This is a genomic window from Flavihumibacter cheonanensis (assembly GCF_022352215.1).
Lineage (GTDB): Bacteria > Bacteroidota > Bacteroidia > Chitinophagales > Chitinophagaceae > Flavihumibacter > Flavihumibacter cheonanensis.
Map to the genome: position 1 here is coordinate 19,622 of NZ_JAKRWF010000002.1, position 11,976 is coordinate 31,597.

8 protein-coding genes are annotated in these 11,976 nt (G+C 45.3%); all 8 read right to left on the reverse strand.

The window, feature by feature from the left end:
• Positions 1–8: 8 nt before the first annotated feature.
• A complete protein-coding gene (locus tag MD536_RS09420; protein ID WP_239598249.1) occupies positions 9–701 on the reverse strand; it encodes a hypothetical protein in 693 nt (230 codons plus the stop codon).
• 51 nt (positions 702–752) lie between these two features.
• Entirely contained in the window at positions 753–2,567 is a 1,815-nt protein-coding gene (locus tag MD536_RS09425; RefSeq protein WP_239598250.1) for a bifunctional metallophosphatase/5'-nucleotidase, read from the reverse strand.
• A 19-nt stretch (positions 2,568–2,586) separates the two neighbouring features.
• Entirely contained in the window at positions 2,587–3,591 is a 1,005-nt protein-coding gene (locus tag MD536_RS09430) for a c-type cytochrome (protein WP_239598252.1), read from the reverse strand.
• 43 nt (positions 3,592–3,634) lie between these two features.
• Entirely contained in the window at positions 3,635–5,017 is a 1,383-nt protein-coding gene (locus tag MD536_RS09435) for an MBL fold metallo-hydrolase (protein WP_239598253.1), read from the reverse strand.
• Between the two features lie 30 nt (positions 5,018–5,047).
• Positions 5,048–5,848 carry a sulfite exporter TauE/SafE family protein gene (locus MD536_RS09440; protein ID WP_239598255.1) on the reverse strand — a complete coding sequence of 267 codons (801 nt, stop codon included), beginning with the start codon at positions 5,846–5,848 and terminating at the stop codon, positions 5,048–5,050.
• Positions 5,849–6,005: 157 nt separating this feature from the next.
• Positions 6,006–7,427, reverse strand: a complete 1,422-nt coding sequence (locus MD536_RS09445; protein WP_239598262.1) for an MBL fold metallo-hydrolase — start codon at positions 7,425–7,427, stop codon at positions 6,006–6,008.
• A 199-nt stretch (positions 7,428–7,626) separates the two neighbouring features.
• A complete protein-coding gene (locus MD536_RS09450) occupies positions 7,627–10,821 on the reverse strand; it encodes an efflux RND transporter permease subunit (RefSeq protein WP_239598264.1) in 3,195 nt (1,064 codons plus the stop codon).
• Between the two features lie 30 nt (positions 10,822–10,851).
• A complete protein-coding gene (locus MD536_RS09455; RefSeq protein ID WP_239598266.1) occupies positions 10,852–11,973 on the reverse strand; it encodes an efflux RND transporter periplasmic adaptor subunit in 1,122 nt (373 codons plus the stop codon).
• Positions 11,974–11,976: the final 3 nt, after the last annotated feature.

An 11,976-nucleotide genomic window follows, 5' to 3' on the forward strand; every position in this document is an offset into this window, starting at 1 on the left:
ATTCAAAATTAGAAAAGCCACCCGTTTTCAATCAGCCACCCATTGAAGATATGCCAAATCAGGTAGTGCCCGAGGCGCAGAAAAAGGGAGGCACTGAATCCTGCTTTTCGGTAATACCAGACCTGCAGAAAATTCATTGCAAATCCGGATAGAAAGGCATATACAATAAACCAGGTCGGTCCGCCCGGTAATTGCTCCAGCGGTTCGCGAATAGAACTAAGAATGGCAATGGTCCAGAAAGCCGGCAACCAGTAACGACCTTCTTTTATTTTCGTGAAGAGTAATAAAATGATGGTTACCGGAACAAGGCGATAAAATACTTCAATTTCGAAGGCACCGGAACTGTACAAAAACACTGAATAAGGGAAAGGTTGGGTATAGGGAGGCAGACCATTATGTGCCTCCTGGCGCAGTATAAATTCTATCAGCAACCAATCTGCCAAACCAAACAACAAACCAATGAGCACTGGCTGTACTATTCTTTTTGTTACCGGAATTTGATCATCCCAAACAGCCGGGAGTCCAACTGGCTTTTGCAGAAAAACAAATGGAAGTCCGATTAACAATAATGCTATATTTGACCAGGGCCATAAGCGCAGGTTGGGATAGTTATTGATTAACTGACCACCGTACATAATTCCTGCGACTGCGATAGCCAGGAATACAAAATAAAAAATCAGTGATTTGCGATGCTGCTCCATGAATATGAAGCTAGCATACTATTCTGATCCGGTTCCGCCGCTCATCCAGTTTTACCGGAATTCATAACCAAATCCCATTAACTGGGTAAGGAGTGAATTCGGTGCATCGGTGGCAGTACACCTGCCTTCCAGCTTTGGAGCAATCGGTGAATTGGCAGCCAGGTATTCCTGGATTACACTGTGCAAAGTAGCACCCAGGCGTTTGGGTTCCTTTACTCCTTCCACACGACAGATCGTAGTATCCGGATCACCTTCGCGTTCACAGGCAACAAAACTGTAGGTCTTATTTCGATCCAGCGGTTTGCCTCCAACCTTGATCCAATTGACGCGTTGGCCCATGTCTTTATTAATGGTGAAATTGACCTGCATACCCTGGAACCGAACCACCCAACCGCCAAAACGTTTGGCCGGATCTTTTGCAAAGGCATTCTGCAGTTCTTTTTCCATCCAGTTCCAGAGTTGCTCGCCGGTGACAAACCCTTTTTTAGCCTCGCTATCCACCGGCAACATATTCCAGAGATAGTCCATCGTAATATCAGCAACACCTGTTTTGGGATCTGGTACCAACGGCGGACAAAAACGAAATCCATTACTCAGTGCGATATCCGGTTTGAATTTCCACATGATGGCATCCGTGATGAAGTTATCCATCGGCGTTTCAATCACGTAGTAGCGTACCAGGGGTGTTTTTGTTTTACCGATCACCCGGTGTAATGTTTTTTTATACGGTTCCCGGGCTTCATCAATCAATTGTTTCATTTCAGGATCCTCCGGATATTTTTCGGGATCCACATCCAGCAATTGATAGACCTGGTCTTTGATGACGCCGTTTTCAATTACAATATCCAGTTTTGCCAGGAAGGAACCGAAAGCACCCGGCTCTGTTACTTTCGCATGCAGGCCCTGAATTGGCTCCCGCACACGTTCGTGTGTATCGGCACCCAGAATATAATCCGCTCCTTTTATCTGTGCCATATTGGATAAGCCGATTTGCTGTGCCAGTCCCATATGCGTCAATAAAAAGACCATATCACACTGCTCGTATTGTTTCAGGAGTTTAATGTATTTAGCCACATTTTTTTCTGGTGGCGTAAAGGTGATACCATCACTATAGGCAGGGGATTGCCGCTTGGGTGTCAGGGGATCATTATACCCTATGAATCCAATTTTCAAGCCTCCAATATGCTGAACGAAATAAGGAGGAAAAATAAGGTCACCATTGAGATCATCGTTGGTATTGTGAAACATGTTCGCGCAAACTTTTACACCATCATAAGCGAACATATCCTTCATCATCATTTCCTTGCCATAGACTACTTCCCAGTTACCTGGCAACATAATATCATAGCCGATATTATTCATCAACGGCACGATGGCTTTTCCTTCTGTCAGTGCAGCCACACCACTACCCTGGAAACAATCACCCCCATCAATCACCAATGTGCTGGCGGGGTTTTCATTTTTCAATTGCCGGATCATGGTTTTAAGGGTGGCCATTCCGCCCCTTTTTTTATACACCACTTTCCCATTCTCAATAAAGAATTCATCATGCACCAATAATTGCGCATGGATATCTGCTGTGTGCAGGATCGTAAAGCGGTTAGCCTTACCAGTTAGCAAGGCTTTGTTTCTTTCAATTTCTTTGAACTGATGTGCAGCGTCTTCACCTGTAAGGGCTGAAGCTGCCATAGGAGTAGTTAGCAATCCGCCACCAATTCCGAGACCGAGGCCAAGGCGGCCTGCGTTTCTAAGAAATTCACGGCGACTGTTTTCACTGATCTCTACATGTAATTTTTTTTCCGCTTCGCGAACGGTTTCCTGCTGGCAGGAATGACAGGAGCAATTTGAATGAATGGAACCAGGCATGGCAATCGGATATTTATGATTATTTCTTGTTAGCGGCTTGTGCTTTACGGGCTGCAACAATTGGACCGTAGGGTCCGAATTTATGTTGTTGTTCTGAGAAGCCATCTGCAAATGGACCAAAAGGATGATCCACCGGCTTTTTGGAGATATCTGGCCAATCCCCACTCAAATCTTTTTTTGGCCGGGGCTGCGAGTTAACATAAGCTGCTACATCCCAGGCTTCTTCATCAGTAAGGGTCGGTAATTTGTGCGTGGCCTGGTTGAAGGGCATATTGTCTTTGATATAACCTGCAAACCTTGATAAACGATACAAGCCAGCTCCCGAATTATAACTATGTTCACCCCATAGAGGAGGATAGGAATATTCGCTGCCATCCAACGCCATCATGCCTTCCCCATTTGCACCATGACAGGATTGACATTGCGCCTGGTAAATGATTTTTCCTTTTACAGGATCAGCTGCACGCTCAAGGTAAGTCAGTTCCCTGATTCCTGAACCTTTGGGTTTTTCTCCTTTCGCTACATCTTTTCCAAGCCAGTTAATATAGGCAACTATCGCCTGCATTTCTTTGCTGGTAGTATCGAGTGCTTCCCCATTCAGGCTTCTTTCAAAACAATCATTTACTCTTTTCGGAATGGTTTCAAGGCCTCCGCTACGATCGCGGAATTTGGGATAGGTAGATGAAACGGCACCATAATTATTGCCCCAGTTTCGGGTACCGGCATCCAGGTGACAGTTCTGGCAATTCAGCCCATTGGAAATTTGAGCAACAGTTCCTTTGGGGCCAAGGTATTTGGATGTATGAGCGATGAGTTCTTCACCATAGATCACCATGTCACGTGCTTCACCCTCCAGTTCATTGTCGAGGTATAAACTGGGAGCCTGCCAGCCCAGGTTTTCACCAGAGCGGACAGGCATAACTTTCTCACCAGCCTTATCGCTGCTTCCCAGTTGATATGCAACAACAACCACTACCAATAGTACCAACAGAGCCGGAAACCAGTGTTTTTTCAGCAAGTTCATTCGTTGCAAGATTTTTTACCCGTCGGTTACCCGACGGGTAGTTTTAGTTCTGAACCCAGCGGTTCATGCCCGCTGAGAAATTGCGTACGTTGGTGAATCCATGTTTTGCAAGCAGGGAGTAACCAATAGATGCACGATCACCACCCTGGCAATGAATCACCACTTCTTTATCTTTTGGAATCTGATTCAGGTGCTGTGGCAGCGTACCCACAAATACATGTTTGGCACCCGGAATATGATTTGAATTGTATTCAGTCGCACCTCTCAGATCAATGATCTCGGCAGTACCTGCATCCACAATTTTTTTGAATTCATCATACTCCACCAGCTTCACGGTATCGAGTTTGCCATCAGCAACTTTTTCGATATCCTCCACGGAAATATATCCCAGTATATTATCCAAACCGATGCGCATCAGTTTACGAGTCAGATCATCCAGCTGTGCTTCTTCTGCTACAAGGATAAAGGGTTCTTCATAATTGAGATACCATCCTGCCCAGGTGCTGAAGGAATTGTTCCCCTGTATATTGATCGTGCCGGGAATAAATCCTTTGGCAAAATCAGTTTTATTGCGGGTATCGATGATCATGATACCTTTCTTCAACGCATCTTTTGCTGCGGTTGGATCCAGCTTTTTTAATTTGGGCACTTCCGTCAACAGTGGGCGATCCACTTTATTGAGTTTTTTCATCATCGCGAAATACTTCGGTGGCTCAGGCTGATCAGTGAGCAGGAAGTCCACGAATCCTTTTTCATTTTCTTTATAGCGGAATGCCCAGTTTCTTGCTTTTTCATACCCAACAGTGGAACTGGGAACTGCACCCAGCGCTTTACCACACGCAGATCCTGCTCCATGGCCGGGCCATACCTGAACGAAATCAGCAAGGGCACTGAACTTGCGAAGTGATTCATACATCTGATGTGCTCCTTTATCCTGTGTTCCTTTGACACCAGCTGCTTTTTCGAGCAGGTCAGGGCGACCGATATCACCAACAAATACAAAGTCGCCGGTGAAAATCATTACAGGCTCATCGCTTGCAGGTGTATCCGTTAAAACAAAGCTGATGCTTTCGGGTGTATGACCGGGCGTGTGCATCACTTCCAGTTTGAGATTGCCCACCATCAGCACATCACCATCTTTCACACCCACATGCGGAAATTCATATTCCCATCCTTCTCCACCTTCAGCAGAGAGATATAGTTTACCGCCGGTTACAGCAGCGAGTTCTCGGGAGCCAGAGAGGAAGTCGGCGTGAATATGGGTTTCCAGAATATGTGTGATTTTCATATTCTGTTGTTTAGCGATTTCAAGATAGGTATCGATATCGCGTTTAGGATCAATCACAGCGGCAACACCTGCTTTCTGACAGCCAATGAAATAACTGGCCTGTGCAAGAGATTTGTCGTAAATGTGTTGGAAAAACATAGTTGTATTATTTAAAAGTTTAGTGTTTGATTAACTGAGGAACAATTCTTTTACAATGATATAGATACCCATTACCAGGACGAACCAGCCGAAGCCTTTTTTCAATCCTTCTGCAGATACTTTTTTACTCAGCTTGTTCCCGATAAAAATTCCGATGATAGCAAGTCCGGTTACACTCAGCAACAGGCTCCAGTCCATTGAAGCATTTTTCAAATCACCGGTGAATCCGATCAATGATTTTGCAGCGATGATTAACAGCGAGGTGCCAACTGCCTGTTTCATAGGCAACTTACTGAGCAGTACCAGTGCGGGAATGATTAAAAATCCACCGCCTGCACCAACGAGTCCGGTTAATATACCTACGACAACACCTTCGAGTAAAATAACCGGATAATTGAATTTTTGTACAGCATTTTCATCTTCCGTAACTACTTCTTTTTTGCTTCGAATCATTGATACGGAAGCAAACACCATTAGCACTGCGAAGAGCAACATCATCAGGAGTGATTTCGTAAATACGATGGATCCGATGGTGAACAATTCATCCGGGATAGCCGGCACAATGAATGCGCGTGTTGCATATACTGCAGCGATGGAAGGAAGACCAAAGATCAGGGCTGTCTTAAGGTTAATTTCATTGCCCTTGTATTTGGGGAAACTTCCTACCAGGCTGGTTGAACCTACTATGAAAAGAGAGTATGCGGTTGCAACAACCGGTTGTACTCTGAACAGGTAAACCAGCACCGGTACTGTAAGAATGGAACCACCACCACCAATCAGTCCGAGTGAGATTCCAATTACCAGTGAAGCAATGTATCCGATGATTTCCATATCCTTGATTTTAGAATACAAATTTGAGCTATTGAAAATCCTTTTTCGGTGATGGTAGTCACATTGCCTGCGTGACTTATATCACATAAAAAAGCCGCCTGTTTCCGACCGACCGGAGGAACAGAGCGGCTTTATAACCAACTGCCAGAAAACCAACCTATAACATTGTCTTGGGTGCTTCGTAGTTTGTTTTGGGAAGAGATGTTGTAGCCAAAGCAGCAAATCCTCCTCTAATATTGATCAGGTTCTCATATCCTCTTGCTTTCAGAATGGAAGCAGTGATCATAGAGCGATAACCACCTGCGCAATGGATATAATAGGTGCTGTTTTTATCCAGCATACTCATATTCGAGTTGATGAAGTCGAGCGGGAAGTTGATCGTGCCTTCAATATGCTGACTATTGTATTCAGCTTCGCGACGTACATCCAGCACTTTGATCTCAGGATTCTTTTTATAGAGTTCTGCAAATTCCGGTGCTTCTATTTCATCCATCTGCTCAGTTGGGAGTCCGGCTTGGATCCAGGCCTGTACGCCTCCTTTCAGATAACCCAATGTATTATCATATCCTACACGAGCTAGTCGAACAACAGCTTCTTCTTCCTTACCTTGATCTGTAATCAGCAGGATCGGTTGTTTCAGATCGGTAACCAGGGTTCCTACCCAGGGAGCGAAATTGTCATCCAGTCCGATGAAGATGGCACCTGGCAGGTAGTCCTTCGGAAACTCATCCTTGCTACGGGCATCAATTACCAGTGCTTCTTCTGTTTCCCAAACCAATTGAAAATCCTTAGGCTCCAGTGCAGAAGTTCCTCTGCGAATGATCTGGTCGATGCTGTTTAATCCACCTGTCACATTCATAATTACATTGTGTGGGAAATATTGTGGAGGAGCAACCAATCCTTCTGTAACTTCTTTTATAAATTCTTCTCTTGTCATATCCGCCCTAAGCGCATAGTTGAATTTCTTTTGGTTGCCCAGGGTGTCGGTAGTTTCTTTACTCATGTTCTTACCGCAGGCGCTTCCTGCACCGTGACCAGGATAAACAATAATTTCATCCGGAAGGGTCATAATCTTATTACGAAGCGAATCAAATAATTGTCCGGCCAGAAACTCAGGCGTAATTTCTTTTTTCACTTTCTGCACCAGGTCAGGGCGACCCACATCACCAATAAAGAGGGTATCGCCGGTAAAAATGGCTACTTCCTTACCTGCTTCATCTATGAGCAGATAAGTGGTAGATTCCATGGTATGTCCAGGTGTATGAAGTACTTTGATTTTTACCTTGCCAAGAGACAGGATTTCACCGTCTTTAGCAATATGTGCTGGATAGCCGGGTGCAGCTGTGGGACCAAAAACAATGGTAGCACCGGTTTTGGCAGCCAGGTCGAGGTGACCACTTACAAAATCAGCATGGAAATGGGTTTCCAGGATGTACTTGATTTTGGCATTGTTTGTTGCGGCCCGCTCGATATAGGGCTTGGTTTCCCGCAGGGGATCAATGATCAGGGCTTCTCCTTCACTCTCAATATAATAGGCTGCTTCTGCCAGGCATCCGGTATAAATCTGTTCAATTTTCATGATGGTCAATTTTAGTACTTCAAATTTGACCATCTTCTATAGGAGGATTTGTGTGCTTAGTTACAGAACGGGGTGATTTGCATCAGGTGTATGGATGAGAAAAATCAGGAAGAATTATGAAGTGAGAGTTATGAATTATGAATTGGATATGTAGATCCATGCTCAATTCATAATTCATAACTCATAATTCTTACTTCCATTAGTTTCTGCTTTCTACGATATGCTGATCGATCTGGCTTTCCAGGTCTTTTTGGGCTTTGATTTCTTTCAGCTTTTTTCCATAGGCCAATTTGGTGATCAATACATACAATACCGGTACTACAAAGATGGCAAGAGTAGTGGCCGCGATCATACCACCGAATACTGTCCAGCCAATGGTCCGGCGTGATTCTGCAGCCGCACCGGTTGCAAATGCCAGTGGCAATACTCCCAGGATAAAGGCCAGGGAGGTCATAACGATGGGGCGCAAACGAAGCTGAACTGCCTGCAGGGTTGCATACACAATATCGATTCCTTTATCTACCCGCTCTTTAGCAAATTCAACAATCAGGATGGCGTTTTTGGCAGCCAATCCAATCAGTGTGATCAAACCAATCTGCGCATAGATATTGTTTGACAATGAGGGTATTAAAGTAAGGGTCAGAATGGAGCCAAATGCGCCGATCGGAACTGCAAACAACACCGAGAAGGGAACCGACCAGCTCTCATACAAGGCTGCCAGGAAGAGGAATACAAACACAACTGATATCACGAAGATGATGGTTTGCTGACTGCCTGCTGCCACTTCTTCTCTTGTTAATCCGGAGAACTCATAGGTATATCCGGCGGGCAGGGTAGCAGCCACTTCCTGCAGGGCTTGAATAGCCTGACCACTACTATATCCTGGTTTCGCAGAACCATTGATCTGTGCAGACCGGAAGATATTAAAGTGGTTGATCACCGCAGGTGTTTCAATAACCTGTGTTTTGATCAGAGAACCCAGTGGTATCATATTACCCATACTGTTGCGGACATAAAACTTCTCAACTCCGGCCAGCGAACTTCTGTAATTGCTATCGGCCTGGCTTACCACCCGGAAGTTTCTGCCGTATATATTAAAGTCATTGATATAACTGCTTCCCAGGAAATTGGACAGTGTGCTATACACTTCAGATACCTGCACACCCAGTTTTTTAGCCTGTTCGCGATCCACATCCAGTTTATAGGAAGGGGTTCTCGCATTGAAGAAAGTGTATGCCATAGCGATTTCTGGTCGTTGGTTCAGTTTACCTACAAACTCATTGACCACCTGTTCAAAACGCTTCACATCATCAGCTCCACCGGATTGCTGCAATTCAAAGGAGAACCCGGAAGTAGAACCCAGTCCGGGAATGGCAGGTGGTGCAATTACCAGGATTCTTGCTTCTTTGATATCTGCTGTTGCAGCCCTGATCTTATTCATAACATCCATCGCATGTTGCCCCTTGTCCTTTCTGAGATCCCAGGATTTCAGGTTTACAAATACGGTACCAGCATTGGATTTATTAGAAAAACTGATGATGTTCAAGCCAGCTAATCCACCCACCACACGGGTTTCAGGAATAGCAGAGATGCGTTTGATCAGTTCATTATTCATTTCAACGCTACGGGTAGTAGAAGTTGCTTCGGGCATTTCATAGGTAACGAGTACGCGACCTTCATCTTCCGTGGGAATGAAACCAGTTGGTTTGGCTTTGAATAACAGAAAGAGTCCGACAAACAAGGCGATCATCATACCCAATACCCAGGGTGTACGGCGAATCCAACCACCTACTGATTTCGCATAACCACGGGTTACTTTATTAAACCAGTTGTTGAAGTTGAAGAAAAACTTTTCCAGTATATTTTTCTTCGCATCCGCGTCTTTAGAGGGCCGCAACATGAGGGTACAGAGTGCGGGAGTAAGCGAAAGTGCTACAAAAGCGGATATCAGTACAGATACTGCAATGGTAATCGCGAACTGCTGATACAAGCGTCCTACAATTCCGGGAATGAATCCAACCGGAATGAATACCGCAGCAAGGATTAATGCAATCGCAATAACAGGTCCGGATATTTCCTTCATCGCCTTCTGCGTTGCTTCCTTTGGCGACATTTTCTCATGGTCTATATTATGCTGCACAGCTTCCACCACTACAATAGCATCATCCACCACGATACCGATGGCTAATACAAAGGCAAAGAGCGTGAGGGTATTGATCGTAAAGCCAAGCGGACCAAAGAAAATAAAGGTACCAATCAGTGATACGGGAATCGCGAGCAAGGGAATGAAAGTAGCTCTCCAGCTTTGCAGGAAGAGAAACACTACCAATACCACAAGTATAAGTGCCTCCACTAGTGTATGTAATACTTCACTGATTGATTCCTCCACCACGGAAACGGTTTCCAGAGGAACAACATAATCAATGTCTTTCGGAAAGGTAGAGCGCAGGTTATCCAGGGCTTTCTGGATGCCTTTATACGTGTCCAGCGCATTGGCTCCCGGGGCCTGGTAGATCAGCAGGAAGGCAGCCGGTTTTCCATCTTCCACAAAGGCGTTAATACCATAATCGAATTTTCCCAATTCCACGCGAGCTACATCTTTCAGGTATACAATAGAACCATCGGCAGGGCGGGTTCTTACAATGATATTCTCGAATTGCTCCTGCGTGGTAAGGCGACTGTTGGTAAGGATGGTATATTCAAATGCCTGGGAACCTGGCTGCGGATTACCACCAACTGTACCAGCTGCCACCTGCAGGTTTTGCTCCTGCAGTGCCTGGTTCACTTCGGCCGGCGTCATATTCAGGGCTGCCAGTTTCTCCGGATTGAGCCATATGCGCATGGAGAAGTCATCTGCACGGGTGAATACATCACCTACTCCTTTTACACGGGTAATCGCATCTTTCACATAGAGGTTCACATAGTTCCCGATGAAGGTCGCGTCATGTGATCCATTCGGAGAATAGAATCCGAGTACCATCATCACACTCGGATTTCTCTTTCTAACAGTAAGTCCTAAGCGCTTTACCGCATCCGGTAAAGTAGGTTCTGCTACACTCACCCTGTTTTGGACATCGAGGGTGGCGATATCAATATTGGTACCTACTTCAAAATTGACCGTGATACTGCTTTGTCCGCTTGCCGTACTATTACTGGTCATATAGGTCATACCAGGAGTTCCATTGATCTGTGTTTCAATGGCAGTAGTGGTAGTTTGCTCTACTGTTTGTGCATCGGCACCTATAAAGTTACCGGTAACAGAAACAGTAGGAGGAGTAATATCGGGGTATTGGGCAACCGGTAAATTGATCAGCGAAATAATACCCACCAGTACAATTACAATGGATACTACAATGGCTGTTACGGGCCTTTTAATAAAAATATCTGCTATCATGCTATTCTAACTTCTTCTGATGAATCGGAATTATTGTTTGGCTGGAGCAGGTGCTGCCGGTGGCGCAGAAACTATCCTGGCACCTTCCCGCAGGTTTTGCACTCCCTGTGTTACAATGGAATCCCCCGCCTGCAGTCCGGATTGAATAATGATATCTGAACCAATAGGTTTACCCAGCACAATTTTTTGTTGAGTTACTGTACTGCTATCGGTTTTTTTGTAAACGAAGAATTCACCCAGTTGCTCTACAACCGCTTTATATGGTATCAACAAAGCCTGCTCGCCGGAAGCATTCTTCACTTTAAGCGTTCCATTCATGCCAGCGCGAAGGCGTTCTTCTTTATTTGGGAAAACTACTCTTGCCTTGATGGTTCCGGTTTGTGCATCCACGGCCCGATCCAGCAGCACGAGTTTACCAGGGGCAGGATATTCATCGCTGCCAAAAGCAAGACGGAAAATGGAATCTTTGGGTGCTGTGTTTAACAATTGACTAAAGCGATAAATCTGTGATTGATCCAGGTTGAAATCAACTGCGATTTCTCCGGTTGTTGAAACTGTATTGAGAATGGTTTGTCCGGCTGTAACAGGTGCACCTGGTTTAACCAGGGATATTCCAATCAATCCGTCAAATGGAGCTGTGATACGTGTATAACGCACACTGGTTTGCGCGGCAGCAATGGATGCTTTGGCAGCATCCACCTGTTTTTTAGCTACTTCCAGGGCTGCATCTGCATTGTCCACGAGCTGGCGGGCTACCGCATCATTCTTCTGCAGTTCATGATACCGGTCTGCATCTTTCTGAGCGCGGGCAAGGTTAGCTTCCTGTACATTCAGATTGGCTACTGCCTGCTGGTAGTTGGCATTGTAAAGTTGTGCATCGATGCTATAGAGCAGTTGGCCTTTGCGTACACGTTGGCCATCTTTAAAATGAATCCCGGTAACAAAACCACTCACCTGTGCACGTAATTCCACCTGGTTAAGGGCAGTTAAGGTAGCAGGAAATTCATCGTAATATAGTGGGTTGCCCGGCTTTACAGCTTCCAGTGTTACATTCGTTGCTGCTGGAGCCATGGGACCTGCCTGTTGCTGTTGTTGACCACAGGCTGCTAAAAGAATGGATCCGATAAAGGCTGTATATAAAATGCTTCTCATACC